Here is a 23,781-nt window from a genome sequence, read left to right on the forward strand (position 1 = left end):
ATGACAGCCGGTGGGTGGGTAAAGACCCGGGGCCACCCCTTCGCCCAAATACAAAAAGGCCCGCCGCATCAGCAGCGGGCCCTCGAAACTCGGTGTGTAAACCTTACTCCGCCGCGACCTTCTTCGGCGTCACCGCTTCGGTATAGGCGTTGATCAGCGTCGTGCAGGCCTTGCCTGGCTTGAACTTGTACTCGCCGATCTCGCTCACCGGCGTCACTTCCGCGGCGGTGCCGGTGAGGAAGCATTCCTCGAAATCCGCCAGCTCTTCCGGCTTGATGTGGCGCTCGACCACCTTGTAGCCGTTCTCGCGCGCCAGCTGGATCAGCGTCTGCCGGGTGATGCCGTTGAGGAAGCAATCCGGGGTCGGAGTGTGGATTTCGTCGCCCTTGACGAAGAACACGTTGGCGCCGGTGGCCTCGGCGACGAGCCCGCGATAATCGAGCATCAGCGCATCGGCATAGCCATTGGCCATCGCCGCGTCTTTCGACAGCGTGCAGATCATGTAAAGGCCCGCGGCCTTGGCCGAGGACGGGATGGTCTCCGGGCTCGGGCGCTTCCAGCGGCTCCACTCGAGGCGGATGCCCTTGAGCTTCTCCTCGACCGAGAAATAGCTCGGCCAGACCCAGGCGGCGATGGCGAGATGCACCTTGTTGTTGCGGCCGGGAACCGACAGTTCCTCCGAACCGCGCCAGGCGACCGGGCGGACATAAGCATCGACCAGCCCGTTCTTTTCCAGCACCAGGCGCTTGGCCGCTTCGATCTCTTCGACCGAGTAGGGAATGGTAAAATCGAGTGTCTTGCCACTCTGGATCAGGCGCTCGCTGTGCTGGCGCGACTTGAAGATTTCGCCACCATAGGCGCGCTCACCCTCGAACACCGAGCTGGCATAGTGCAGCCCGTGCGTCAGCACGTGGATCTTGGCGTCCTTCCACGGAACCATCTGACCATCGAACCAGATCCAGCCTTCGCGCTGGTCCATCGGCAAGCCTGCCATCTCAATCTCCCACTCGTCTGGTGCGGCCCTTGGGGTCCGCCGTGTTGTTGCCTGTGATCCTGCCCCACCGGCTTGCTATTGGCAAACCGGAACGGCTTTGGGATAAGGCAAAGGGCTGTGTTTTCGATGGGGTGATGATGGCATCGGGCAAAATAAATGTCAACAAGGCTGACATAAATTTGGTGCGGGCCGCCGAGCCTGCCATGCCGCTCGATGTCATGGGGCTGTTCTTCTTCGCCTACCGGGACTTCGTCGGCGATGCTGATGCACTGCTTGAACGACAGGGGTTCGGCCGCGCCCACCACCGCGTGCTTTATTTCGTCAACCTTCGGCCCGGCATGCCGGTCGCCGACCTGCTCGACATCCTCAAGATCACCAAGCAGAGCCTCGCCCGGGTGCTGCGCCAACTGGTCGATAACGGCTATGTCGAGCAAAAGACCGGCGAGACCGACCGGCGCCAGCGTCTGCTGTTCGCCACCGAAAAGGGCCGCGCCCTGTTCGAGACGCTGTCCGCCACGCAGACCAGCCGCATCGAAGCCGCCATCGCCACCCTGCCCCCCGAGGGCAAGCGCACCGTGCTCAGGTTCTTCGTCGGCATGGTCGAGCCGGAAGATCGCGGCCTTTTGGACCGGCTGAAACTGACGGAAGAGCTCTAGGGCGCCGGCGGGGCCGCGCGCTAGCTTCGCGAGATTTGGCGGAAGGGGCGGGGATCGAACCCGCGGAACGTTGCCGTCCTACGGCGTAGCAGGCCGCTGCATTACCACTCTGCCACCCTTCCGAGGCGACTACTCGAACTGTCCGACAAACTCGGCATGATCGACCCGGTTGGTTAGGGTTGCTGAGAACGGCAGGGGCGCCGCAGGTAGGCTTATGACTCGGCCACTTGCCCTTGGTCAACTGTTGCAACGGGGCCGTTGTCGTCGCAGATCGTGTTGCGCGCCACAGAAGGCCAGCGCAGCAGGGATCAATCCCTCACATCAGCTTCTTGCCGTTGGGCACACCGCGCTCCACTGCCGCCAGCACGATCGCGCCATCCGCATCCTCATACCCGAGCGTCAGCACTTCGCTGCGCACCGGGCCGATCTGGCGAGGCGGGAAGTTGACCACCGCCATGACCTGCCGGCCGACCAGCGCTTCCGGCGTGTAGTGCACGGTGATCTGCGCCGAGCTCTTCTTGATCCCGATCTCGGCACCGAAATCGATCAGCAGAATATAGGCGGGCTTCCGCGCTTCGGGGAACACCCTGGCTTCGACGATCGTGCCGACCCGGATGTCGACCTGCTCGAACTGGGCGTAGGTAATTTCGGCCATCAGGCCCGCCCGAGTTCTTCGGAGCGCTGCCGCGCCGCCCGCACCGCCCGGTCGAGCAGCGGCTCGAGCCCGTCGGGCGCCATCAGCACCTGCAGCGCCGCATAGGTGGTACCCTTGGGCGAGGTGACATTCTCGCGCAGCGTGCCGGCCGGCGACGGATCGGCATCCATCAGCGCCGCGGCACCAGTGACGGTGGCCCGCGCCAACTGCATGGCCTCTGCTTCGTCAAAGCCCTGGCGACGTGCCGCGGCGGCCAGCGCCTCGACCATGTAGAACACATAGGCCGGGCCGGAGCCGGAAACGGCGGTGACGCCGTCGATCTTGGTCTCGTCGTCGAACCACATCACCTGGCCGGCCGCGCTGAGCAGCGCGTTGGCGGTCTCGCGGTCCTCGTCGGTGATGGCAAGCCCCACTGCCCCGGTAATGCCGCGGCCGACCTGCGCCGGGGTATTGGGCATGGTGCGGATGACCCGTTCGGTCTGCAGCCCTTCGCTGAGCCCGACCAGCGAGATGCCCGCGGCGATCGACAGCACCAGCGTATAGCTGCCGACGATCGGCTGGATCTCGGCCATCACCTCGTAGATCACCTGCGGCTTTACCGCGAGCACCAGCACGTGGGTGAGGACGCCGAGCGGGCTCGCCTGCAGGCGAATGCCATGCTCGGCGGCGAAGGCCGTTGCGAACTCAGAGGGTTGCGGATCGCACAGCACCAGCCGGTCGGCCGGCAAACCACCGGCGATCCAGCCACGCGCCAGCGCGAGCCCCATCTTGCCGGCCCCGACCAGAACGACGGGGCCGATATCTGATAAATTCAAGCTTCGCCTACCGTTTCGAACATCACCTGGCTGAGCGCCTCGGCGGCGCTCTTTCCAGCCCATATCACGAACTGGAACGCCTGGTAGTAGAGATCGCAGCTGTCGGTGGCCGAACGCAGCAACGCCTCGCATTGCTGCGGGCTGACTTCCGCCCCGCCGGTGAGCAGGTGCGAATTGCGGAACAGCACCACGCCTTCGTGGTTCCACATATCGAAATGGCCGATCCACAGCTGCTCGTTGATCAGCGAAATCAGCTGCTTCACTTCCGTGCGACGGGTATCGGGCACCTTCAGGTCGAACGCCGCAGCAATATGGAGCGACTCCAGATCTTCCATCCAGTTGAAGGAAACGTGGTAGTCCGACCAGTTTCCACGCACCGAAATGGAAATCTCGTCGGCGTCCTGGCGCTCGAAGTTCCAATCATTGATCGAAGCAATGTGCTCGATGATATCGACCGGATGCACCGTGCGGTCCGGTTCCAGTTCCAGAATATGTGCCATTGGCTGAGCGTCCCATTGGGCGAAACGTATGAAGGCCGGCCGGTTCCCCGGTCCTACGCGTTACTTGCAAAGAACTCGCACGCAGGAAGCCTACGAATCGTCCCTATGAAGGAACGCTACACTGACGCCCCGATTCCGGGGATTGTGCCGCCAGAGCCATCCAAGGCTTTCTTCTGTGGATGATCCGGCCCGAAGGGTTAACAGGGTCTTAACCAGCCGAGTCTGTCCCCACCCGATTTGCGCGAAATTGGCACATCGCCAAGCCCCCGACTCGGCATAGAATGCGCGGCGCTGCGTGACGAAGCTGTGACAGAGCGCAGTGCTTCCATCACATCATCGACCGTCGGGCCCTGCGCCTTCAGTGTCGGCGACTCTGGCGCCCCCTCTCCCTTGGGGGAGAGGGTCGGGGTGTGGGGGCCTTGCAGCCTGCGCCGGTGGTTGAAAAGGCCCCCTCACCCGGCCCTGCGGGCCGACCTCTCCCCCAAGGGAGAGGTGAAGAAAGGCCCAGCCTCAGAACAACCCGATCGCGCTGGCCCAACCCGTCCGGATCGCTTCCGCCCATTGCGGGAACCCGTTGGCGATCACCTGTTGGGCCGCCGCCTCGAAATCATAGGGCACGGCGCGGATGCTGGCCGACCATTGCCCGCCATGCCGCTCGAGCACCGCATAGCGTGCGTCCGGCGCCCCATAGTTGAACTGCAGCCCGACCGAGCCCGGGTTGACCACCAGGCGCCCATCCCTCAGCCGCACGATGCGCGACACATGGGTGTGCCCGCAGAGCAGCACCGGGAAATCCAGCCCCTCAGCCTGCTTCGTCACGCTCGCCTCGCCCGGCATGGTCACGGTGCGGTCGGTCCACCAGCCGTCGAGCCAGGGCTCTTCATCGCTGGTTGGCGTGCCGTGGCAGAGGAACACCTCGCCCTCGATGTCGCGCGTGGCCGGCAGGCTCCTGAGATAGTCGAGATGCACCGGCCGCAGCCGCTCGCTGACGAACTTGTCGACCGGGGCTGTCGACGGCGGCAGGCCGTCGGCGATATAGCGGTCGTGGTTGCCCCGAACGGTCGGATAGTTGCGCTCGATCAACAGGTCGGCCGTGCCCGAGGGATCGAGCGGCCCGGCGAACAGATCGCCCAGGTTGATGGTGGCGTCGACCCCGACCATGGCGATGCTGGCTTCCACCGCCTCGAGGGCCAGCCGGTTGCCATGCACATCGGAGATGACCGCGATTCTCATGCCTGCACCGTTCCCAGCAAATGCGGCGACGAAAAGTCGACTGCTACAGCCTCTTCGGGCTCGCCAGCCCCAGGCCAGCGCTTCAGCCCACCCTTACAGCCCCTTGGGGCTGGCCCATCCCCAGGTAAGCGCTTCAGCCCAGTATGGATAACCCTTGTCCAGCGCCTGCTTTGCCGCAGCGGCATGGTCATAGGCAACCGCGCGCAACTCGGTATTCCACCCGGCCCGGCGCTTTTCGATGATGGCGTAGCGTGCGTCGGGTGAGCCGATCTCCATCGGCAGCCCGACGCTGCCGGGGTTCACCACCAGCCGCCCGTCCGCCAGCCTCAGGCTGCGCGGCACATGCGTATGGCCGCACAGCAGCACCTCGTGGTCGAACCCTGCCGCCTCCGCTTCGATATAGTCGCGCGGATGCATGGTGGGGGTGGTGCCCACCATGGTGTCCATGAACGAGGTATTGTCGTCGCGCGGCGTGCCGTGACAGAGGAACACATCCCCTTCGAGCAGCAACGTTGCCGGCACCGAAGCGAGCCATTGCCGCTGGCGCGCATCGAGCAAGCCGCGCACCAGCGCATCGATGTGCCAGTCCTTGTCGCGCCCATCGGTGATGTAGCGGTCGTGGTTGCCACGCACCGACGGCAGCCCCAGTTCGATGAACCGGTCCGCCACCCCCAGCGGGTCGCTCGGCCCGCTCAGGAAATCGCCCAGCGCCACCGTCTGCTCGACGCCTTGGCGCGCAATATCGTCCAGCACGGCATCCAGCGCTTCGAGGTTGCCGTGCACATCGGAAAGAACCGCGATCCTCACTTGGCCTTGAGACTCTCGACTGCCGCCTTGAGTTCCTTGATCTCGGCGCTCTGTGCCTGCACTAGCTCGCGCAGCGCGTCATAGTCCTCGCGCTTCACTAGGTCCATGTCGGCGACGAGCCGTTCGAGCTGCGATTTCACCGCCGTCTCGATCTCGCGGCGCACCCCGTCGGCGACGCCGGCAGCGTTGTTCATCAGCTTGCCCAGCTCGTCGAATATCTTGCCACCCTGGGTCATCACGTATCCTCGCCTTGACGGTTCATGCTCGATATCTAGGCTGCCGCCCGCGCCTTGACCAGAGCTTGGCTAGGGCTAAAAGGTCTCAGCCTCGCGCCATCGAGCGCCTACCGGAGCTGCCCGCTTGCCCTTCCCCAATATCGATCCCATCGCCTTCGCCATCGGGCCGGTCGTCGTCCGCTGGTATGCGCTGGCCTACCTGATCGGCGTGCTCGGCGGCGCGGCCTATGCCACGACGCTGTTGCGCCGCCATGGCCTGTGGAAGGACAACCGGCCGCCGTTCGAGCCCTCGGCAATCTGGGATTTCGCCTTCTGGGCGGTGGTCGGCATCATCATCGGCGGCCGCATCGGCTACGTGCTGTTCTACAACCTCGGCTATTACGCCCAGAACCCCGGCGAGATCATCGCCTTGTGGGATGGCGGCATGAGTTTCCACGGCGGGCTTGCCGGCATCATGCTGGCCATGGCGCTGTTCGTCCGCTCGAAGGGCGGCAATATCCTGTCCGGCATGGATCTGCTCGGCGCCATCGGCACCATCGGGCTGTTCCTCGGCCGCGTCGCCAACTTCATCAATGCCGAGCTTTACGGCGCCCCCACCACACTGCCCTGGGCCGTGGTGTTCCCAACCGATCCCGAGCAGTTGCCGCGCCACCCCTCCCAGCTCTACGAGGCGCTGCTCGAAGGCGTGCTGCTGTTCATCGTCATCCGCATCGCCACCAATCACCTCGGCGCGCTCAGGAAGCCCGGCCTCGTCGCCGGCATTTTCGGCATCGGCTATGCGCTCAGTCGCATCTTCGTCGAGTTCTTCCGCCTGCCCGACGCGCAACTCGGCTATCTCTATGGCGGCTGGCTCACCATGGGCATGGTGCTGAGCCTGCCCATCCTCCTCGCCGGCATCGGGCTCGTCGTTTACGCCATGAGGCCTGCCCGTGGCTGAGACGCGTTCCCTCGGCGATATCATCGATATGCAGTTGAGCCAGACCGGCCCGATGTCGCTCGCCACCTATATGGCACTCGCGCTCACCCACCCGCGCTCGGGCTATTACACCGGCACTGATCCCCTCGGCGCCAAGGGCGATTTTGTCACGGCCCCCGAGATCAGTCAGATGTTCGGCGAACTGGTCGGCTTCTTCATCGTCAACCTGTGGCAGCAGCTCGATCAGCCCAAGAGCTTCACCCTGCTTGAGCTGGGGCCGGGCCGCGGCACGCTGATGCAGGATGCGCTGCGGGTCGCGGCCAAGGCCGAAGGCTTCCTCGATGCCTGCCACTTGCAGCTGTTCGAAACCAACCCGGCGCTCAAGGCACAGCAGGCCGAGCGGCTGAAGCAATACAACCCCTACTGGGCCAGCGAGGTCGACGCCGTCGCCGACGATCCGCTGTTCGTCGTCGCCAACGAGTTCTTCGATGCCCTGCCGATCCGCCAGTTCGTCAAGGCGACCGATGGCTGGCACGAGCGCCAGATCGGCCTGCGCGACGGCAAGCGCGCCTTCGGCCTCAACCCCACCCCGATCCCCGCTGCAGCCATGCCGATCGAACTCGCAAACGCCGAACCCGGCGAAATCTACGAGGTCAGCCTCGCTGCGGCCGAGATCATGGAAAAGCTCGGCCGCCGTATCGCCGCGCATCAGGGGGCGCTGCTCGCCATCGACTATGGCTATGCCGTCACCCAGACCGGCGAGACACTGCAGGCGGTGCGCAACCACGCCTATGCCGATCCGCTCGATGCCCCGGGCGAGATCGACCTGAGCGCGCATGTCGATTTCGGCGGCCTCGGCAAGGTTGCTACGGAACTCGGGCTTACTGTCGAAAAGCTCTCGACCCAGCGCGATTTCCTTGGCGGGCTCGGCATTGTCGAGCGCGCCACGCAGCTGGCCAAGGCCAATCCGGGCCAGATCGACACCATTGCCGCGGCGCTGAAGCGCCTCGTCGACAGCACCGAGATGGGCACCCTGTTCAAGGTGTTCTGCGCCCATTCCGGCAACATCGAGCCGATCGGTTTCCCGAAATGAGCATGCCTTTCGAAACCAGCCGCGCCCTCGAGCGCATTCCCGGCATCCGGCACGGCTTCTTCGGCCGGCGCGGCGGCGTCTCGACCGGCGAGTTCTCCTCGCTCAACGCCTCGCTTTCAGCCGGCGACAGGCTGAATCATGTGATGGAGAACCGCGCCCAGATCGCTGGTATCCTTGGCTTTTCTTTGAATCAGCTGGTGACGTTGAAGCAGGTGCACTCGGTCACCGTGCTGGAAGTCACCCGCCAGCCCAACCCCGACGATATCCCCGAGGCCGACGCCTTCGTCACCCGCGTCCACGGCCTCGCGCTCGGGATCCTCACCGCCGACTGCACCCCGATTCTGTTCGCCGACCCGGAAGCCGGGGTCATCGGCGCGGCCCATGCCGGCTGGAAGGGCGCCACCGGCGGTATCGCCGAGGCGACGGTCTCCGCCATGGTCGATCTCGGCGCCCGCCCCGACCGCATCGTCGCCGCCGTCGGCCCGACCATTTCCGGTCCCAACTATGAAGTCGGCCCCGAGTTCGCCGCCGATCTGATCCGCGATCACCGCGACGCCGAAAACCGCATCACCAGGCCGAATGGCGGGCGCGAGCACTTCGACCTGCCCGGCTTCGTCTTCGACCACCTGATCGCCGCCGGCGTCGGCCTCGTCGACGACCTCGGCATCTGCACCTATGCCGAACCCAAGAAGTATTTCTCGCACCGCTATGCGACGCATAAGGCAATCACCACCGGTCGGCAGTTGAGCGTGATCGGGATGGGTGGGTTGTAGCGACTGCCCCTCACCCGCCCTTCGGGCACCCTCTCCCTCAAGGGGAGAGGGATGAGATGGCACGATCTCGCCCCAACTCCCCTCTCCCCTTGAGGGAGAGGGTGGCGCGCAGCGCCGGGTGAGGGGCAGTTGCGATATCGCTCCACCGCCCAGATTCCTTCATCACTCCGTCACAAGGCGCATTGCGCCTTGTCGCGCCCCAAGCTAAAGACCCGCCCATCAGGAGCCGGCAACTCCCCGGACCGGCCCGATAGCGGAGCGCGCTCGTGAAACTTGTCACCGGCAATTCCAACCGCGCGCTTGCCGAAGCCGTCGCGAGCTACCTCGAAGTCCCGCTGACCGACTGCACGGTCAAGCGCTTCAACGACAAAGAAATCTTCGTCGAGATCCACGAGAACGTTCGCGGCGAGGATGTCTTCATCCTGCAGTCAACCTCCTATCCGGCCAACGACAACCTGATGGAGCTGCTGATCCTGTCGGATGCGCTGCGCCGCTCCTCGGCCCGTCGCATCACCGCCGTGATCCCCTATTTCGGCTATGCCCGGCAGGATCGTAAGTCCGCCTCGCGCACCCCGATATCCGCCAAGCTGGTGGCCAACCTGATCACCGAGGCCGGCGTCAACCGCGTGGTGACGCTGGATCTTCACGCCGCGCAGATCCAGGGCTTCTTCGATATCCCGACCGACAACCTCTATGGCGCGCCGGTGATGGTTCGCGACATCCAGGAGCACTACTCGCCCAACGGGAACGTGATGATCGTCTCGCCCGACGTTGGCGGCGTGGCCCGGGCCCGCGCTACGGCGCAGCGCATCGGCGCCGACCTCGCCATCGTCGATAAGCGCCGCCCCAAGGCCGGCGTCTCCGAAGTGATGAACATCATCGGCGATGTTTCCGGCCATGCCTGCATCCTGATCGACGACATCGTCGATTCCGGCGGCACCCTGGTCAACGCCGCCGAAGCCCTGCTCAAGGCCGGCGCCACCGAAGTCTCGGCCTACATTACCCACGGCGTGCTCTCCGAGGGTGCGGCCGAGCGCATCGCGGCATCGAAGCTGAAGGAACTGGTGATCACCGACTCGATCATCGCCACCGATGCCGCCAAGGCCGCCAAGAACATCCGCATCATCTCGATCGCCCCGCTGATGGGCGAAGCCATCGCCCGCACAGCGAGCGAACAGAGCGTTTCGAGTTTGCTGGACTGAGGTGGCCGCGCGGGGAGGCCTGCCGGTCACACCCCACCCGCCGGCCGTCACCCTACCTACCCACCCATCGCATACCACCACCGGCCGTCATCCCGACGAAAGTCGGGACCCAGTGCTCCGCCCAATCCAAGCGCGCAATCTCGCCGACCTTGCCGTGATGGACCGGCGAGGTTCGCGTTGCACCAACGGTCCGAGCAGTGGGTCCCGGCGTGCGCCGGGATGACGACCGGTGGATAGGTGAGCCACCCAAAATCCTCATCACCACCCTGTCGAAATCGCCTCCCCTCGCCCGACATTGCCCTGAGGGGCTATCGTGCCCCACGAGAGGAGATCCCGATGCGCTACATGCTGATGCTCTATGCCGACGAGAAGGCCGGAGCCCAGATCCCGCCCGACCAGATGCAGAAGGCGATGGAGACGCTCTATGCCTATGAGGAGGCGCTGACCAAGGCCGGCGCTTTCGTCATGACCGCTCCCCTAGCCCGCACCCATGACGCGAAGACCCTGCGCATGGAAGGCGGCGACGCCAGCTATCGCGAAGATGGCAAGGGTGGCGCCAGCTTCGTCAACGATGCCGGCGAGCTCAAAGTGCATGACGGCCCCTATGCCGAGACCCGCGAGCAGTTCGGCGGCTTCTACATCATCGAGGCAGCCGACATGGACGAGGCGCTCGCCTGGGCAAGACAGTGCCCGGCGGCGCAATGGGGGCCGGTGGAAGTCCGCGCCCTGATTTCGGGTTTCTGAGCTGCCGAAAGTTTTTCTGAAGTTTTTTCGGGCCGGAGTCGAAATGCTCTGCGCACCCCCGTCATTGTCGCATCAGGGCACGGTGTCCTGACGCTGACGCGGCACCGCCGCCAGCCCAATGCCAGAGGAAAGACCGATGCAGATCAAGCTGACCAAGGTGTATGTCGACGAGCACGACAAGGCGCTGAAATTCTATACCGAGGTGCTGGGCCTCCAGAAGAAGGCCGATTTCGGCAACCACGGTTATCGCTGGCTGACCGTCACCTCGCCCGACGATCAGGATGGCACCGAGCTGCAGCTCGAGCTCAACACCAACCCGGCCGCCAGGGCTTACCAGGAGGCGATGTTCGCCGAGGGCCAGCCGGCACTGCTCCTCCATACCAAGGACGTGAAGGCCGACTACGAACGCGTCAAAGCCAATGGGGGCGCGTTCATCATGCCGCCGACCGACGTCACCGCCTCGATCATCGCGCAGGTGAACGATACCTGCGGCAACATCATTCAGTTCGTGCAGCTGAACTGGTAAGCGCGAGAGCAAAAGGAGAACCGAAAATGGCCACCGCGAAGAAAACCGTGAAGCGCACCGACGCTGCCGCCGATAGCTTCAGCGCCGAAGAAAAGGCAGCGATGAAGGAGCGCGCCAGGGAGCTGAAGCGCAACGCCAGCGCCGCCGAGGACGAGCAGGCCGTGCTCGAAAAGATCGCCTCGATGCCGGCTTCCGATCGAGCCATGGGCGAGCGCTTCCACGCCATTGTCAAGGCTGCGGCGCCCCACCTCATGCCCAAGCTCTGGTACGGCATGCCGGCCTACTACAAGGACGGCAAGAACGTCTGCTTCTTCCAGGATGCCGCCAAGTTCAAGGCGCGCTACGCCACTTTCGGCTTCAACGAGGCCGCCAAGCTCGATGACGGCAACATGTGGCCCACCAGCTACGCGCTGGTGAAACTCACCGCCGAAGACGAGAAGCGGATCTCCGCCCTCGTCAAGCAGGCTGCCAGTTGAGACCCGCCATGCGCTACATGATGCTGATCCACCACGACGAAGTCGCCCTCGCCAATGCTCCGCAGAAGGAGCTCTGGGCCGACTACGCCGCCTTCAACGAGGCGCTGGCCAAGGCCGGCGGCGGCATGGCGGCAGGCGAACGCCTGCAGCCGGCCTCGGCGGCGACCACCGTGCGCTTCGGCGACGGCCGGACCGAGGTGCTCGACGGCCCCTATGCCGACACCAGGGAGCAACTCGCCGGCTACTTCCTCATCGAGGTCGACAACCTCGACGAGGCCATCGCCTGGGCCAAGCGCTGCCCAAGTTCGCGGTATGGTTCGATCGAGATCCGCCCCCTGGCCGAGAACTACCCGCGGCCTGACCTGAGCCTCCGGCACAAGGACGGCTGACATGCGGCATGAGGGCAACGAGGCCGCCCGCGCCGCCCAGCGCGCCTCCGGCGTCGCCGAGCGGGTGGCGCGCGAAAGCTATGGCCGCCTCGTTGCCTTCCTCGCCGCCCGCACCCGCGATGTCGCCGGCGCCGAGGATGCGCTGGCCGAGGCTTTTGCCGCGGCGCTCCACACCTGGCCGAACGAGGGCGTGCCGCACAATCCCGATGCCTGGCTGCTGACGGTCGCCCGCCGGCGGCAGACCGACGTGCTGCGCCGCCGCACCACGCGGCAGGCCGGCGAGGAGCATCTGAAAATGATCGCCGACGAGATCGAAGCCGCAGCCGTTGCCCCCGATGAAATCCCCGACCGGCGCCTGGCGCTGATGTTCGCCTGCGCCCACCCGGCAATCGAGCGCGGCATGCGCGCGCCGCTGATCCTGCAGACCATTCTCGGGCTCACCGCCATCGATATCGCCGCGGCTTTCCTGATCCCGCCGGCGACCATGGGGCAGCGCCTCGTGCGCGCCAAGGCCCGCATCAGGGATGCCGGCATTCCGTTCGGCATTCCGGACAAGGAACTGCTACCCGAGCGGCTCGATGCGGTGCTCGAGGCGAGCTACGCCGCTTATACCAAAGGCTGGGCCGAGATCGGCGATGCCGCCTCGATCGAACTGGCCGAGGAAGCCATCTGGCTCGGCCGCCTCGTCGTCGGCCTCCTGCCCGACGAGCCCGAGGCCAAGGGCATGCTGGCGCTGATGCTCTACACCGAAGCGCGCCGCGCCGCCCGCCGCGCGCCCGATGGCGCGTATGTGCCGCTCGAACAGCAGGAGACAAGCCTCTGGGACGACTCGCAGATCGGCCTCGCCGAAGCCTTGCTGAAAGCCGCCAACGCCGCCGGCCCCTCCGGACGCTACCAGCTCGAGGCGGCGATCCAGTCGGCCCACGTCGCTCGCCGCACGCTCGGCGCCAATACCTGGCCGGCCATCCTTGCGCTCTATGATCACCTGCTGGTGCTCAGCGCCTCGCCGGTGGTGGCGCTCAACCGCGCCATGGCCTTGGCCGAGCTCGAGGGGCCGGACGCGGCGCTCGCCGCCATCGCACCGCTCGAAGCCGACCGCCGCATGGCCGACTACCAACCCTACTGGGCAGCCCGCGGCCACCTGCTGGCGCGGGCCGGCCGCAAGTCCGAAGCGCACGAAGCCCTCACCGTCGCCAGCGGCCTCGCCACCGACGCCGCGGTACGGCACTATCTGCGCAGCCAGATCGCGACGCTGGTGGACGGGTAACAGCTCCGTCTCTCAGTCGGGCCTTCTCCCCTTGTGGGAGAAGGTGGCCGAAGGCCGGATGAGGGGTGGCGCGCAGCGAAGTGTAGCGCGATCCGAGCGTAGCGAGGAGCGATCGGGGTACGCGGAGAGATACCCCTCATCCGCCCTTCGGGCACCTTCTCCCACAAGGGGAGAAGGCGATCACCACAACTCCCGTGCCCCTTGCCCGCCGGGGCTTCTTCCACTATAGCCACCGCCCATGAAGCGCCCGTCACCCCTGGAGGACGGGTGCGTGAGCTTTGATATGTCAGAGTTCACACCAACCCATGAATGGATCATTCAATGGCTACTGCTGCTAAAGAGCTCAAGGCTCAGGCGCGGAGCGGGGTGGGCAAGGGGGCCGCTCGTGCACTGCGTCGTGAGGGGCTCATCCCTGCCGTCATCTATGGTGACAAGAAGGCTCCCCTGCCGATCTCGATCTCGTACAACGAGGCGATGAAGTCGATCTACGCCGGTGGTTTTCTCTCCCACATCATCACTGTCGATGTTGATGGCGAGAAGCACCGCGTCATTCCACGCGACTACCAGCTCGATCCCGTCAAGGACAAGGCGCTGCACGTCGACTTCCTGCGCGTCGGCAAGGGCACCAAGCTCAATGTCCAGGTGCACGTGAATTTCATCAACGAGGACGCTTCGCCGGGCATCAAGCGCGGCGGTGTGCTGAACATCGTCCACCACACGCTCGACCTGACCGTCGATGCCGACCACATCCCCGAAGAGGTCGTCGTCGATCTCACCGGTCTCGATGTCGGTGACAGCGTCCATATCTCGTCGATCAAGCTGCCGGCCGGCGCGTCCGACCACAGCCACGAGGCTGACCTTACCATCGCCACCATCGTTGCTCCGTCGGGCCTGCGCTCCGAAGAAGCCGGTGAAGGCGCTGCCGAGGCTGCTGCTCCGGCTGCCGACGCCGCCAAGGAATAATCTATCCGGAAGCGGGCCGCTGGTCCGCTTCCACCCTCCCCTGCCTGGAAGATAGCCGATGCATCTCATCGTCGGCCTCGGCAATCCCGGGGACAAATACCGCAACAATCGCCACAATATCGGCTTCCTCGCGGTCGACTCCATTGCGCGCCGCCACAACTTTCCCGCGTTCCGCGAGAAGTTCCAGGGGCTGATCTCCGAAGGGGCGATCGACGGCGAAAAGGTGCTGCTGCTGAAGCCGCAGACCTACATGAATTCCTCCGGCGACAGCGTCCAGAAGGTCACCACCTTCTACAAGCTCGGTCCCGCCGATGTCTCCGTGCTCTATGACGAGATCGATCTCGCGCCCGGCAAGACCCGGGTGAAGGTCGGCGGCGGCAATGGCGGCCACAATGGGCTGCGTTCCATCGATCCGCAGATCGGCTTGGGCTACCGTCGCGTTCGCCTCGGCGTCGGCCATCCGGGCCACAAGGACCTCGTGATGCCGCACGTGCTGGGCGACTTCAGCAAAGCCGAACAACAAGCCTGGCTGCTCCCCCTGCTCGATGCCATCGCCGACAATGCCGCGATGATCGTCAGGGGCGACGACAACGGCCTGATGAACAAGCTCGCCATCGCCGTCCAGGGCGATGGCGCCGACCGCGCCCAGCGGCCTGAGACGGCCGACCCGACGCGGAAGAAGGCCCCGGCGCAAAGCCACATCCGGGCGGCACGGCCTACGCAGCCGCAAGCCAAGGTGCCCGAGACCGGGCCGATGGCGGACATGCTGAAGAAGCTGTTCAAGAAGGACTGACGCAGGGGCTGGCGGTTGCCGACCCCACCCCTGTCCTCTCCCCCTTGCGGGGAGGGATCAAGGGTGGGGGGCAGCCCGCACCGGCCTCGCGATCTCACACCAAAGCAATTGACTTCCGCCTTCGATCAACCGATGTGAAGCGCAACGATTGGCGCGGCTTTCTTCGCGCCGCCAACGACGATTTCCGGAGATCTCCCCATGGGTTTCAAGATGGGCATCGTCGGCCTGCCCAACGTGGGCAAGTCGACGCTTTTCAATGCGCTGACCCGCACCGCCAACGCTCAGGCGGCGAACTTCCCGTTCTGCACCATCGAGCCGAATACCGGCGAGGTAGCGGTGCCCGATGCGCGGCTCGATAAGCTCGCCGCCATCGGCAAGTCGGCGCAGATCCTGCCGGCCAAGATGAGCTTTGTCGATATCGCCGGCCTCGTGAAAGGCGCGTCGAAGGGCGAGGGCCTCGGCAACCAGTTCCTCGCCAATATCCGCGAATGCGACGCTATCGCCTACGTGCTGCGCTGCTTCGAGGATGGCAACATCATCCACGTCGCCAACAAGGTCGATCCGCTCGCTGACGCCGAAGTGGTCGAGACCGAGTTGATGCTCGCCGATCTCGAAAGCCTCGAGAAGCGGCGCGCCGGCGTCGAGAAAAAGGCCAAGGGCGGCGACAAGGAAGCCAAGGCGACGCTCGACCTGATCGACCGCGCCCTGGTGCTGCTGCGCGACGGCAAATCGGCGCGCCTGGTGCAGCGCTCGGCCGAGGAAGAAAAGGCCTTCGTCGAGCTGCAGCTGCTGACCTCGAAGCCGGCGCTCTATGTCTGCAACGTCGACGAGGCTTCGGCCGCTTCCGGCAACGCCATGACCAAGCAGGTCGAAGAGTACGCGCGGCAACACAACGCCGCGGTGATCGTCATCTCCGCCGAGATCGAAAGCCAGCTGGCGCAACTGCCCGATGAAGAGCAGGCCGAATATCTCGAGAGCCTCGGGCTGCACGAGCCGGGCCTCAACCGCCTGATCCGCGAGGCTTACCAGCTCCTGGGCCTGCAAACCTATTTCACCGTCGGGCCAAAGGAGACCCGCGCCTGGACTATCCACAAGGGCGACCGTGCCCCGCAGGCGGCCGGCGTCATCCACACCGATTTCGAGCGCGGCTTCATCCGCGCCCAGACCATCGGCTACGAGGATTTCGTCACGCTGGGCGGTGAAGTGCCCGCCAAGGAAGCCGGCAAGGCCCGCGACGAAGGCAAGGAATATGTCGTCAAGGACGGCGATGTGATGTTGTTCAAGTTCAATACATGAGTGGCATCGGGACGGTCGCGAGGCTTTCCCGATGCGCCACAAATCGTAGTTAGTTCAGCGCCTTACTCATAGCCTCGGGGCCAAAATCATGCTCGACCAGATCTTCGGCTCCTGGTGGCCGACGGTGTCGTCCTACCTCGTCGGACCGTTGGCGCTCGCCGGTGGCACGGTCAGCCCCTTCAGCGTCATCCCGACAGTGGGCTTTGCGCTGTTGGCGCTCGGCGTCATTGCCGCCCTCGCCTGGCGAGAGAAGCAAGCCGTGTGGGTCATCGGCCCCACCATCGCGGCTGCCCTGACCCCGGTGATCCTCGCCATCGGCAATATCCTGGGTGGCTGGTTCGTGGTGATCTTCGCGCTGGTCATCGGCACGGTGGGCCTCCTGCTCTGGACCGGCATCATCGCCGGCGACGCTACTCGCCGCCTGCCGGTCTGGCTGCTCGGCCTGTTCGCGGTGAGCTTCGTCCTCTACTGCACCGTGCGTAGCATCGCGATCATCTGGGGTTTGGCCTGATCTAAGGATGGGCGCGCCTGTTCGTTGAGGCACCAGCGCTTCCCCACCTCCGATGTCATCCCTGCGAAAGCAGGGACCCAACTCACAGCCCGCACCAGCCGATAGATGGGTCCCTGCTTTCGCAGGGATGACATCCTGTGGGCGAGGCCGCGCCCGGAGCCTTGAGCGCGCACATCACCCACCACCTTGCCTCCCACCTCCCCGTTGACGTATACGTCAACCCGCTATGAACGCCGTCACTGCCGACCGCCGCCATTTCGAGGATCTCGTCGTCGGCGAGACCATCAATCTCGGGTCGACCCTCGTGACCAGGGAGATGATCCTCGCCTTTGCCCGCGAGTTCGATCCCCTGCCCTTCCATCTCGATGAAGCCGCAGCCAAACGCTCTCTGCTCGGCGGCCTCGCCTCGTCCGGCTGGCAGACCGCGGCACTGACCCTGCGGCTGCTCGGCGATGGCTTCCTTTCGAAGATCGCTTCGGCCGGCGGACTCGGCTTCTCCGATCTCAAATGGAAGAAGCCGGTGATGAAGGGCGACACAATCTGGGCCAGTGCCACCATTGCCGAGTTGCGCCGCTCCCGGCACCACCCAAACTGGGGCATCGTCAGCATCGATCTCGACGTGAAGAACCAGAAGGGCCAGCCGGTGATGAGCATGCGGCTCGCCAACCTGGTCGAGTGCCGCGAGCCCGAAGCCGGGATGCAGGCGCAGCCCGAACAGCCCTATGACGTCGAACAGGGCGGTGCGACATGACCCGCTGGTTCGAGGACATCACCATCGACGAGCCGTTCCCGCTTGGCAGCCACACCTTCAGCGAGGCTGAAATCCTCGCCTTTGGCCGCGAATACGATCCGCAATATTTCCACCTCGATCCCGCGGCGGCCGCCCATAGCCATTTCGGCGGCGTCATCGCCTCGGGCTGGCACACCGTGCTGATGGGGCACCGGAAGATGGTCGATGCGCTCGACGCCGAGGAAGTGCGGCTGCGCGACCTCGGCCAGGAGCCGGGCGTTTCCGGCCCCTCCCCCGGCGTCAACAAAATGGAGTTCAAGGCGCCGGTGCGGCCCGGCGACACCGTCACCTATACGCTCACCGTCACCGGCAAGCGCCCCTCCAACTCGATTCCAGGCTGGGGCCTGTTGTTCAACAGCCTCGATGCGGTGAACCAGCGCGGCGAGAAGGTCTACCATGCCGAACTGGTCGGCTTCTCCAAACTGCGCGACTACCGCATGCCGCCACACTTACGGGTGCTTGAGGCGTTGACCAAAATCCCCGGATTGGGGAAGTTGCTGGCCCAACGGAGTTGAGTCACGCCATGCGCTTTACCCTTGCTGTTGCCGCCCTGCTGCTGGTCGCCGCGCCGGCCGCCGCACAGTCGCTCACCGGCGTCGGCGTCGAAGGCAACTGGGGCTGTCGCGCCAATATCGATGGCACCCGCGCCGGACTCCTGACCATCTATGCCGGTTCCTACGGCTACGCCTCCGCCAATTTCGGCAGCGCCGCCTCGGGCAGCGGGACTGTCGAGATGGCCTCGAACGGCGTCACCTTCCTCGATGGCAACCTCCTCGCCGGCGCCGGCATCACCAGCGCTATCCTCGGCTTTGACGATTCCGGCCGCGACGTGCTGCAACTCTACACCGCGGAAAAGAACGTCCTGACCTGCACCCCGCGGGGGTAAGGCACGACGGCCGCGGAGCTGGGGTACCTCCGAGCACCGAGCTGTCGGCGACCCGCTGACCTATCCTGAAGCTCGGTGTCATCCCAGCGAAAGCTGGGACCCACTTCACCTCCGGCGCCAGCTGTTAGTTGGGTCCCTGCTTTCGCAGGGATGACATCCGGTGGATGTGGACAGTCCCCGGCACGATCGGGTGTGCCGATACCACACCCCCCATCTTGACCTCCGCCGCCTTCGGCGCTAAACAACGCGCCTTCCCAGAGGAGTATTGCCCGAAAATGATCTGAGTACTGTTGCGGACGCCCGAGCTATCGCTTCCCTCGCTTTGCGAGCGGCAGCTGATGCGCGGATGCCGACCACAGCAATGCTCCAGATGACGGGCTGACTCTGTCCGGCGCCTCGGGCGTCCAATCTCCATCCGCACTTCATCGCTAACCGTGACTGGCGTCGAGATTGCTTCGCGCCGCGCCACGACTTGAGTCCGCTCTCGGCGTTACTGCGCCACGGCGGGCAAGGAGATTGCTTATGCCCAAGTTCATGACCTACCAGCGCCCCAACCCGGTCAACAAGCAGAGCTGGGCTGGTCGCTCCGGCGCCACCCCCTACCAGCCGATCCGCAAGCCGGCGCCGATGCCCGAGCAGCGCAAGCTGACTTTGCCGCCTCTGCCTGGCGGCCAGAAGTATCGATGAAAAAAAATACGTCGCCCCGGCAGTGTTGCCGGGGCGATTCCAGCCACAAGAGCGCTGGTTCAGGCGGGCTCTGCCCTCAGCGCCAACAAACACTTACCGGCACGGGTGTTTTCTATTCAACGATTTAGGGCTTCGTTATGCGCAGCGGCGCACAATCATGGGACGACATCTATCGCTGCCCCGCATCACGAGGTCTGCCGGTCATGGAGTCGCCCTGGTACAGCCTGATGACCAATGTGTCGGTCGTCGCGTTCGTCGTCAGCGCCTGGACCCAGTTGCGCGACCTGTTCGAGCGCTTCGGGCCCCGCGCCGTCGAGGCGGCGTTCGGCGTCATCATGGGGCTTGGCGCCATCGCCACCATGCTGTTCCCGGTACAGTTCGCGCCTGGCGTGTTCTTCGACCTGCGCACCTGCCTCCTGGCCCTTGCCGCGTTCTTCGGCGGCCCGCTTGCCGCACTGCTGGCCCTGATCCCCGCCATCTCCTACCGGCTCTGGGTCGGCGGTGCCGGCGCGCCGGCAGGCCTGGTTTCGATGACGCTGATCGCCCTCGCCGCCTCCTTCGGCCACCTGCTGCTGCGCCGACGCGGCCTGCCGATCGCCCGCCGCCACGCGCCACTATTGGCGCTCGTCACCTGCGCCATCGGGTTGGGCACGGTGGTCTTCGTACCGGTCGACCTTGGCACCATCGACTGGACAACGCTGACGGTATCGCGCACCGCGTTGCTGTTCCTCGCGGTGATGCTCTCCGGTCTTGCCCTCACCCACGATGAGGAGCTCCGCGCCATCCGGCGCGACAACCTGATTTACCGTCGGGTGATCGATGAGCTGCCCGACAGCATCAGCGTCCGCGATGCCGATGGCCGCTTCGTCATCGCCAACCCGGCGACGGCGAAACTGCTTGGAGTGAGCTCTCCGGCGGCCCTTATCGGCCGCCCCGGCGACGAGCTCGGCATCGGTCGCCCTGCTTCCCCGCCGCACACCGGCGAGACGCACTGGACCGTCCAGCAGGCAGTGCAGCGCCCCGATGGCGGCACCAACTGGCTGCAGACGCTCGAAGTGCTGCTCAACGACCATAACGGGCGTGCCGTGGGCCTCATCACCCACAACCGCGACATCACCGAGCAGAAGCATCTCGAGCTCGAGCTCGACGAGCGCCAGCGCGTGCTCGCCTTCGCCATGGCGCAGATGACCGATGGCGTTGCCATGTTCGATTCTGCCGGCCGGCTGCTGTTCTGCAATGCCCGCTACCAGAAGCTGTTTCCACTGACCTCCGACGTGCGTGTCCCCGGCGCCAACATTCGCGATATCCTCACGGCGGCTGCGGAGCGGCGCGAGCAGCAGGTCGGCTCATCGCCTGCCGATGTCGCCGAGTGGATCGACGAGATCACCGAGTCGCTGCATCACGATGCCGAAGAAGAGGTGCATCTGTTCGATGGCACCTGGCTCAGGGTCTCCACCCGCCCTTCACCGGATGGCGTATCGATGGTGGTGGTCTCCGACATTACCCGGTTGAAACGGACCGAGATCGAACTGCTCAACGTCGCCGAGCGGCTGCGCGAGGAGGCGACCACCGATGCACTGACCGGCCTCGTCAACCGTCGCGCCCTCGACCAGCGGCTTGAGATCGAGATCGCCCGGAGCCTCCGCTCCGATACGGCGCTGAGCGTCATCCTGCTCGATATCGATCACTTCAAGGCTTACAACGACAACTATGGCCATCTCGCCGGCGACGCCTGCCTCAAGGCGGTCAGCCAGTGCCTCGGCCAGGTGTTCCGCCGCCCCGCCGATCTCATCGCCCGCTATGGCGGCGAGGAGTTCCTCGTGGTGGTGCCTGAGGTCGATGCCGAAACCGCCTATCGGCTGGCCAGCGAATATCGTGACGTGCTCGCCGCTCTGGCACTACCACACCGGGCAAGCGAGTTCGGCCGTGTCACCGTCAGCATCGGCATCGCCGCCTATGCCCCCGGCCAGACCGACCGCAGTGCCGCCGATCTCGTCGGCCGCGCCGACGAGGCACTGTATGCCGCCAAAAGCGGTGGACGCGACCAGGTCAGCGGCTGGCGCCGCCGCTTCGACATGGTGCCGCACAGTCTGCGGGTGGTGCATTAGAGGCAAAGGCTGCCAGTCGGCGGATGAGCAAATGCTCCCGGCTCGACACTCCCCACCCCGCGGGGAGCATCAGCCACAACCCCGCTACGAGCGCTTGCCGGCGCCGAACGCTTTGATCGGGCCAGCGAGACGCACGGCCATGGTCGGGTCGTTCGAATAGACCAGCACCCGACTCGGATCGACCGGCCCGGGAAACTCGATGGCGCCCAGTTGCGTCGGCACCCAGCCGAGCGGGCAATAATAATCACGGTCGCCGACCAGCAGCACGAAGCTGCCCTGCCCGCGCTCGAGCGCAATCCGCGACACTTCCTTGGCGAGAAGCTTGCCGGCGCCGCGTTTGCGGAAGTCCGGGTGCGTCGCCAGCGGCCCAAGCATATAGCCGTCGATGCCGCCGACACTGATCGGCGTCATCCATACAGAGCCACAGGCCTGCCCGTTCACTTCGGCGATCAGGCTCAACGTGGTGTCGATCGGGAAGCGCTCGCGCACCCGGAACGCCGTACGGGCAAAGCGGCCCGGCCCGAAAGCAAGCGCCTGCAGGTCGTCGACGAACTGGTCGTCGGCGGGAGTGGCAGAGCGAACGGTGGGCAGGCCGAGTTGCGGAGGCGCTGCTTCAGCAGCGACGGAGACGGAAGGCGCGATCATGTGACTGGTCCAGGAACAAGAGACGAGGACAAACGTGCCGGCCCACTTAAGCCAGCTGCCGACCGATTACGGTCGTCGGGTCACCTGAAAAGCCTTCTCCATCCTGGACGCCTCCTGACGTCTGAAAAGCGCATTAGCATCGTGGCGGCCAACGCGTCCACGCAAAATTATGGACCTGCAGTCAAATTTCAAGACCGCCTCCTGCGATTTTGCCCGCCCGCCCGATAACACCTTGCGGCTGCTGACTGTCTGGAGCGCCTTCAGGAAGAGTTGCAGACTTTCCGGTTCGAAAGCGCGACCACCAAGAACACCCGGAGTGTTTCGACGTTTCGACGAAACGGCGAGGCAGTCTAGGACCGGCTTTGTGTCGCTGGTTTGACGCCGCGGGGACCATTCGGCGACCGTTCCTGCCCTGCCCTCACCACTTGCCGAGCCAGGCAAAGGTCCGCTTGAGGTAGGCGTGGCCACCCCGGGTGATCGGCGTTCCATGCGCCATCAGCACCTTGTCGGCGCGCCAGGCGAGGATGTGGCGCAGCGCCGCCCGGGCAGCCCGCTTGTCCGAGAAGGCGACGCGGAACTTTCGCGGCACCGATGGTTCATCCGCCACCATCAGGTCGAGCCGCGCCACCAGCGCCCGCCAGCCCTTGAACCAGCCAGGCGGGAACTGTTGCAGCAGATCGGTGAATATCACCGTGCCGCTTGGCCGGTGGAAAGCCACCGCCTCGGTGGTGATGCGATTGCCGCGCACCAGCACGATCTCGATCTCGCCGGTCCAACCGGGGACCGTGGTGTTGCCCAGATCCGCCCCGAGCCTCAAGTCGGCTCGCTTTTCACGCAGGCCCGGCGCCGCCAGCACCTGCGCGACCGGATAGGCGCGATGCCAGTCGGCGATGAAGCTGTCATGCAGGGTGTTCGGCGCCACGAGATAGCGGACGTTCCCCAGCATTTCGACCTCGCCACGTAGCTGCGGGGTCAACGCGACCGGCGACCAGATCACCAGGTCGCCGCCGCCAAGCCGGATGATGGCCATCCGCGTCGGATAGTGAAACCCCGCTGCCGCGGTCACCACCGGCCCGTCGACAGTCCAGATTTCCGGCCCGAACGCTTGCCACATCTCATAGTCCCGCATCTTCACACTCGTATAAATTTACACTACTGTATATTCATGACAACCCCGAAGCGTACCGATCGCTCCCGTGCCCAGATCCTCGCCGCCGCCGACCAGGCGTTTCGCGAACTGGGCTTTGCCGACACCTCGATGGAAGCAATCGCCATGCGGGCCGGCCTGACCCGCAAGACGCTCTACAACCTGTTCAGCTCCAAGGATGAGATCGCGCTCACCCTGATCGCCCGGGTCGAAGCCGGCGATACCGGCTATCGCGTCCGCCTCGCCGCCAACGAGGCGGCGCTGTCGCTGCTCGCCGCCGTCCTGCTCGACAGCGCCGGCTGGTGCCTCGCCAATCCGTCGCTGGCCCGGCTGGCGCTCAGCCCGGCCGAACGCCCTTCCGTCACCCCGCCGGAACGACCGTCGTTCCAGGGCCTCGTCCGCGATATCCTGGTGCTCGGCCAGCGCCAGGGCGTGATCCGGTCTGACGAGAATCCGGATTTCATGGCGTTGCTGCTGCTCGGCATTTACGGGCAAGCCATGCTGACCACCCTCGCCACTGGCCGGTTCAACGACGGCGACATCCGCCGCATCGTCCGCCTCGTCGTCGAAGGCATCGGCACGCAAGCCGCTTAGCCAGCATTCCCTTGCACCCGTGCGACAAAGCCGACGGGGAACCCGTTGATCCCGCGATTAGCGCTCGCACCTTGCCCAA

The 23,781-nt window shown here is 65.2% G+C and carries 29 protein-coding genes and 1 tRNA gene; 20 read left to right on the top strand and 10 right to left on the bottom strand.

Annotated features, from left to right (window positions below; genetic code table 11):
- Positions 1-103 precede the first annotated feature (103 nt).
- Positions 104-994 carry a branched-chain amino acid aminotransferase gene (locus tag VGV07_RS05530; RefSeq protein ID WP_326867693.1) on the bottom strand — a complete coding sequence of 297 codons (891 nt, stop codon included), beginning with the start codon at positions 992-994 and terminating at the stop codon, positions 104-106.
- 203 nt (positions 995-1,197) lie between these two features.
- Between VGV07_RS05530 and VGV07_RS05535 the strand changes: the two genes are divergently transcribed.
- Positions 1,198-1,650 (top strand): MarR family winged helix-turn-helix transcriptional regulator, encoded by a 453-nt coding sequence (locus VGV07_RS05535; protein ID WP_326867694.1) that lies wholly within the window; start codon positions 1,198-1,200, stop codon positions 1,648-1,650.
- 36 nt (positions 1,651-1,686) lie between these two features.
- Here the strand turns inward: VGV07_RS05535 and VGV07_RS05540 are convergent.
- The 7 genes from VGV07_RS05540 to VGV07_RS05570 all read right to left on the bottom strand — a co-directional run bounded on the left by VGV07_RS05540 (position 1,687) and on the right by VGV07_RS05570 (position 5,896).
- Positions 1,687-1,772 (bottom strand) — tRNA-Ser (locus VGV07_RS05540).
- Between the two features lie 194 nt (positions 1,773-1,966).
- Positions 1,967-2,308: a tRNA-binding protein gene (locus tag VGV07_RS05545; protein ID WP_326867789.1), complete on the bottom strand. Its 342-nt coding sequence runs from the start codon at positions 2,306-2,308 to the stop codon at positions 1,967-1,969.
- Positions 2,305-3,120, bottom strand: a complete 816-nt coding sequence (proC, locus tag VGV07_RS05550) for a pyrroline-5-carboxylate reductase (protein ID WP_326867695.1) — start codon at positions 3,118-3,120, stop codon at positions 2,305-2,307. Before proC ends, VGV07_RS05545 begins: the two co-directional genes overlap by 4 nt.
- Entirely contained in the window at positions 3,117-3,620 is a 504-nt protein-coding gene (locus tag VGV07_RS05555; RefSeq protein WP_326867696.1) for a YbjN domain-containing protein, read from the bottom strand. Before VGV07_RS05555 ends, proC begins: the two co-directional genes overlap by 4 nt.
- A 510-nt stretch (positions 3,621-4,130) precedes the next feature.
- Positions 4,131-4,853, bottom strand: coding sequence for a metallophosphoesterase family protein (locus tag VGV07_RS05560; protein ID WP_326867697.1), 723 nt, complete (start codon positions 4,851-4,853; stop codon positions 4,131-4,133).
- Between the two features lie 93 nt (positions 4,854-4,946).
- A complete protein-coding gene (locus VGV07_RS05565) occupies positions 4,947-5,660 on the bottom strand; it encodes a metallophosphoesterase family protein (protein ID WP_326867698.1) in 714 nt (237 codons plus the stop codon).
- Positions 5,657-5,896: an accessory factor UbiK family protein gene (locus tag VGV07_RS05570; RefSeq protein ID WP_326867699.1), complete on the bottom strand. Its 240-nt coding sequence runs from the start codon at positions 5,894-5,896 to the stop codon at positions 5,657-5,659. The genes VGV07_RS05565 and VGV07_RS05570 overlap by 4 nt, the downstream gene beginning before the upstream one ends.
- A 124-nt stretch (positions 5,897-6,020) precedes the next feature.
- Between VGV07_RS05570 and lgt the strand changes: the two genes are divergently transcribed.
- The 18 genes from lgt (at position 6,021) to VGV07_RS05660 (ending at position 21,316) form a co-directional block, all read left to right on the top strand.
- Positions 6,021-6,833 (top strand): prolipoprotein diacylglyceryl transferase, encoded by an 813-nt coding sequence (lgt, locus tag VGV07_RS05575; protein ID WP_326867700.1) that lies wholly within the window; start codon positions 6,021-6,023, stop codon positions 6,831-6,833.
- Positions 6,826-7,905 (top strand): class I SAM-dependent methyltransferase, encoded by a 1,080-nt coding sequence (locus VGV07_RS05580; RefSeq protein WP_326867701.1) that lies wholly within the window; start codon positions 6,826-6,828, stop codon positions 7,903-7,905. The genes lgt and VGV07_RS05580 overlap by 8 nt, the downstream gene beginning before the upstream one ends.
- 2 nt (positions 7,906-7,907) lie before the next feature.
- The gene (pgeF, locus tag VGV07_RS05585) at positions 7,908-8,678 is read left to right on the top strand and encodes a peptidoglycan editing factor PgeF (RefSeq protein WP_326867702.1); all 771 of its coding nucleotides are present in this window, start codon (positions 7,908-7,910) and stop codon (positions 8,676-8,678) included.
- 266 nt (positions 8,679-8,944) lie between these two features.
- Complete coding sequence (locus tag VGV07_RS05590; protein ID WP_055880738.1) at positions 8,945-9,880, top strand: ribose-phosphate pyrophosphokinase; 936 nt, start codon at positions 8,945-8,947, stop codon at positions 9,878-9,880.
- Between the two features lie 336 nt (positions 9,881-10,216).
- Entirely contained in the window at positions 10,217-10,624 is a 408-nt protein-coding gene (locus VGV07_RS05595) for a YciI family protein (protein WP_326867703.1), read from the top strand.
- A 136-nt stretch (positions 10,625-10,760) separates the two neighbouring features.
- Positions 10,761-11,150, top strand: a complete 390-nt coding sequence (locus VGV07_RS05600) for a VOC family protein (RefSeq protein WP_326867704.1) — start codon at positions 10,761-10,763, stop codon at positions 11,148-11,150.
- 26 nt (positions 11,151-11,176) lie between these two features.
- On the top strand, positions 11,177-11,626 hold the full coding sequence (locus tag VGV07_RS05605) for a DUF1801 domain-containing protein (protein WP_326867705.1): 450 nt from the start codon (positions 11,177-11,179) through the stop codon (positions 11,624-11,626).
- An 8-nt stretch (positions 11,627-11,634) separates the two neighbouring features.
- On the top strand, positions 11,635-12,015 hold the full coding sequence (locus VGV07_RS05610; protein ID WP_326867706.1) for a YciI family protein: 381 nt from the start codon (positions 11,635-11,637) through the stop codon (positions 12,013-12,015).
- Between the two features lies 1 nt (position 12,016).
- A complete protein-coding gene (locus tag VGV07_RS05615; protein WP_326867707.1) occupies positions 12,017-13,282 on the top strand; it encodes an RNA polymerase sigma factor in 1,266 nt (421 codons plus the stop codon).
- Positions 13,283-13,603: 321 nt separating this feature from the next.
- Positions 13,604-14,245: a 50S ribosomal protein L25/general stress protein Ctc gene (locus VGV07_RS05620; protein ID WP_326867708.1), complete on the top strand. Its 642-nt coding sequence runs from the start codon at positions 13,604-13,606 to the stop codon at positions 14,243-14,245.
- A gap of 58 nt (positions 14,246-14,303) precedes the next feature.
- A complete protein-coding gene (pth, locus tag VGV07_RS05625) occupies positions 14,304-15,038 on the top strand; it encodes an aminoacyl-tRNA hydrolase (protein WP_326867709.1) in 735 nt (244 codons plus the stop codon).
- A 198-nt stretch (positions 15,039-15,236) separates the two neighbouring features.
- A complete protein-coding gene (gene ychF, locus VGV07_RS05630; RefSeq protein WP_326867710.1) occupies positions 15,237-16,334 on the top strand; it encodes a redox-regulated ATPase YchF in 1,098 nt (365 codons plus the stop codon).
- 88 nt (positions 16,335-16,422) lie between these two features.
- A complete protein-coding gene (locus VGV07_RS05635) occupies positions 16,423-16,845 on the top strand; it encodes a hypothetical protein (protein WP_326867711.1) in 423 nt (140 codons plus the stop codon).
- A 226-nt stretch (positions 16,846-17,071) separates the two neighbouring features.
- On the top strand, positions 17,072-17,596 hold the full coding sequence (locus tag VGV07_RS05640) for a MaoC family dehydratase (protein WP_326867712.1): 525 nt from the start codon (positions 17,072-17,074) through the stop codon (positions 17,594-17,596).
- Positions 17,593-18,150: a MaoC family dehydratase gene (locus tag VGV07_RS05645; protein ID WP_326867713.1), complete on the top strand. Its 558-nt coding sequence runs from the start codon at positions 17,593-17,595 to the stop codon at positions 18,148-18,150. The genes VGV07_RS05640 and VGV07_RS05645 overlap by 4 nt, the downstream gene beginning before the upstream one ends.
- Positions 18,151-18,158: 8 nt before the next feature.
- Positions 18,159-18,521, top strand: coding sequence for a hypothetical protein (locus tag VGV07_RS05650; RefSeq protein ID WP_326867714.1), 363 nt, complete (start codon positions 18,159-18,161; stop codon positions 18,519-18,521).
- Positions 18,522-19,043: 522 nt separating this feature from the next.
- Positions 19,044-19,208 carry a hypothetical protein gene (locus VGV07_RS05655; RefSeq protein ID WP_326867715.1) on the top strand — a complete coding sequence of 55 codons (165 nt, stop codon included), beginning with the start codon at positions 19,044-19,046 and terminating at the stop codon, positions 19,206-19,208.
- Positions 19,209-19,411: 203 nt separating this feature from the next.
- Positions 19,412-21,316, top strand: coding sequence for a diguanylate cyclase (locus tag VGV07_RS05660; RefSeq protein WP_326867716.1), 1,905 nt, complete (start codon positions 19,412-19,414; stop codon positions 21,314-21,316).
- An 84-nt stretch (positions 21,317-21,400) separates the two neighbouring features.
- Here VGV07_RS05660 and VGV07_RS05665 read toward each other — a convergent pair whose 3' ends face one another.
- The gene (locus tag VGV07_RS05665; RefSeq protein WP_326867717.1) at positions 21,401-21,961 is read right to left on the bottom strand and encodes an N-acetyltransferase; all 561 of its coding nucleotides are present in this window, start codon (positions 21,959-21,961) and stop codon (positions 21,401-21,403) included.
- 418 nt (positions 21,962-22,379) lie between these two features.
- Complete coding sequence (locus tag VGV07_RS05670; protein WP_414649914.1) at positions 22,380-23,090, bottom strand: DUF4336 domain-containing protein; 711 nt, start codon at positions 23,088-23,090, stop codon at positions 22,380-22,382.
- Between the two features lie 36 nt (positions 23,091-23,126).
- Here VGV07_RS05670 and VGV07_RS05675 point away from each other — a divergent pair, with 36 nt between their 5' ends.
- Complete coding sequence (locus VGV07_RS05675; protein WP_326867718.1) at positions 23,127-23,702, top strand: TetR/AcrR family transcriptional regulator; 576 nt, start codon at positions 23,127-23,129, stop codon at positions 23,700-23,702.
- Positions 23,703-23,781 lie beyond the last annotated feature (79 nt).

Origin of the sequence: Devosia sp. (genome assembly GCF_035944845.1) — a bacterium.
Lineage (GTDB): Bacteria > Pseudomonadota > Alphaproteobacteria > Rhizobiales > Devosiaceae > Devosia_A.

What these genes read in the sequence shown, in the direction of transcription:
- VGV07_RS05610 (WP_326867706.1), top strand. Translation starts at nt 11,635, where the DNA reads ATGCGCTACATGATGCTGATCCACCACGACGAAGTCGCCCTCGCCAAT.
- VGV07_RS05595 (WP_326867703.1), top strand. Translation starts at nt 10,217, where the DNA reads ATGCGCTACATGCTGATGCTCTATGCCGACGAGAAGGCCGGAGCCCAG.
- VGV07_RS05535 (WP_326867694.1), top strand. Translation starts at nt 1,198, where the DNA reads ATGCCGCTCGATGTCATGGGGCTGTTCTTCTTCGCCTACCGGGACTTC.
- VGV07_RS05560 (WP_326867697.1), bottom strand. Translation starts at nt 4,853, where the DNA reads ATGAGAATCGCGGTCATCTCCGATGTGCATGGCAACCGGCTGGCCCTC.
- VGV07_RS05555 (WP_326867696.1), bottom strand. Translation starts at nt 3,620, where the DNA reads ATGGCACATATTCTGGAACTGGAACCGGACCGCACGGTGCATCCGGTC.
- VGV07_RS05665 (WP_326867717.1), bottom strand. Translation starts at nt 21,961, where the DNA reads ATGATCGCGCCTTCCGTCTCCGTCGCTGCTGAAGCAGCGCCTCCGCAA.
- VGV07_RS05615 (WP_326867707.1), top strand. Translation starts at nt 12,017, where the DNA reads ATGCGGCATGAGGGCAACGAGGCCGCCCGCGCCGCCCAGCGCGCCTCC.
- VGV07_RS05655 (WP_326867715.1), top strand. Translation starts at nt 19,044, where the DNA reads ATGCCCAAGTTCATGACCTACCAGCGCCCCAACCCGGTCAACAAGCAG.
- VGV07_RS05600 (WP_326867704.1), top strand. Translation starts at nt 10,761, where the DNA reads ATGCAGATCAAGCTGACCAAGGTGTATGTCGACGAGCACGACAAGGCG.
- VGV07_RS05620 (WP_326867708.1), top strand. Translation starts at nt 13,604, where the DNA reads ATGGCTACTGCTGCTAAAGAGCTCAAGGCTCAGGCGCGGAGCGGGGTG.
- VGV07_RS05650 (WP_326867714.1), top strand. Translation starts at nt 18,159, where the DNA reads ATGCGCTTTACCCTTGCTGTTGCCGCCCTGCTGCTGGTCGCCGCGCCG.
- pth (WP_326867709.1), top strand. Translation starts at nt 14,304, where the DNA reads ATGCATCTCATCGTCGGCCTCGGCAATCCCGGGGACAAATACCGCAAC.
- VGV07_RS05670 (WP_414649914.1), bottom strand. Translation starts at nt 23,090, where the DNA reads ATGCGGGACTATGAGATGTGGCAAGCGTTCGGGCCGGAAATCTGGACT.
- VGV07_RS05660 (WP_326867716.1), top strand. Translation starts at nt 19,412, where the DNA reads ATGGAGTCGCCCTGGTACAGCCTGATGACCAATGTGTCGGTCGTCGCG.
- VGV07_RS05570 (WP_326867699.1), bottom strand. Translation starts at nt 5,896, where the DNA reads ATGACCCAGGGTGGCAAGATATTCGACGAGCTGGGCAAGCTGATGAAC.
- VGV07_RS05530 (WP_326867693.1), bottom strand. Translation starts at nt 994, where the DNA reads ATGGCAGGCTTGCCGATGGACCAGCGCGAAGGCTGGATCTGGTTCGAT.
- VGV07_RS05675 (WP_326867718.1), top strand. Translation starts at nt 23,127, where the DNA reads ATGACAACCCCGAAGCGTACCGATCGCTCCCGTGCCCAGATCCTCGCC.
- VGV07_RS05605 (WP_326867705.1), top strand. Translation starts at nt 11,177, where the DNA reads ATGGCCACCGCGAAGAAAACCGTGAAGCGCACCGACGCTGCCGCCGAT.
- VGV07_RS05635 (WP_326867711.1), top strand. Translation starts at nt 16,423, where the DNA reads ATGCTCGACCAGATCTTCGGCTCCTGGTGGCCGACGGTGTCGTCCTAC.
- VGV07_RS05640 (WP_326867712.1), top strand. Translation starts at nt 17,072, where the DNA reads ATGAACGCCGTCACTGCCGACCGCCGCCATTTCGAGGATCTCGTCGTC.
- pgeF (WP_326867702.1), top strand. Translation starts at nt 7,908, where the DNA reads ATGCCTTTCGAAACCAGCCGCGCCCTCGAGCGCATTCCCGGCATCCGG.
- ychF (WP_326867710.1), top strand. Translation starts at nt 15,237, where the DNA reads ATGGGTTTCAAGATGGGCATCGTCGGCCTGCCCAACGTGGGCAAGTCG.
- VGV07_RS05645 (WP_326867713.1), top strand. Translation starts at nt 17,593, where the DNA reads ATGACCCGCTGGTTCGAGGACATCACCATCGACGAGCCGTTCCCGCTT.